The sequence below is a fragment of the Micromonospora sp. URMC 105 genome (genome assembly GCF_051386295.1).
Taxonomy (GTDB): Bacteria; Actinomycetota; Actinomycetes; order Mycobacteriales; family Micromonosporaceae; genus Micromonospora.
On the sequence record NZ_JBPQTL010000226.1, the window covers coordinates 1 to 448 of the forward strand.

1 protein-coding gene is annotated in these 448 nt (G+C 73.7%); it reads right to left on the reverse strand.

Annotation, left to right across the window (positions count from 1 at the left end; all coding sequences use genetic code 11):
• Positions 1-140: 140 nt before the first annotated feature.
• A partial coding sequence (locus tag ACSNN7_RS29060) for a P-loop NTPase (protein ID WP_436684230.1) occupies positions 141-448 on the reverse strand: 308 nt, incomplete at its 5' end.

Genomic DNA, 448 nt, shown 5'->3' on the forward strand with positions numbered 1-448 from the left:
CCCCCCGCCCACGACCCGCTCACGGCGCGCCGAGCGTGCACTTACCGAGAAAGAGTGGCCTCCCGAGCGCGGAAGGCCACTCTTTCTCTGTATTTGCGCGGATCTTGGGGCGCGTGGAGCGCGCGGGTGGGTGGGGTGGGTCAGCGGCCGGCGGGCTTGAGGCCGAGGGGCTTGCCGAGGAGGGACTCGCGGCGGACGGCGAGGCGGTCGGCGACCTGGGACAGCGCCTTCGAGGCCGGAGCGTCCGGCTCGGCCAGCACGATCGGGTTGCCGGCGTCGCCGCCCTCGCGGACCCGGGTGTCGAGCGGGATCTGACCCAGCAGCGGCACCTGCGCGCCGATCGTCCGGCTCAGCGAGTCGGCCACGGCCTGACCGCCACCGGCGCCGAAGACCTCCATCCGCGAGCCGTCGGGCAGCTCCAGCCAGGCCATGTTCTCGATGACGCCGA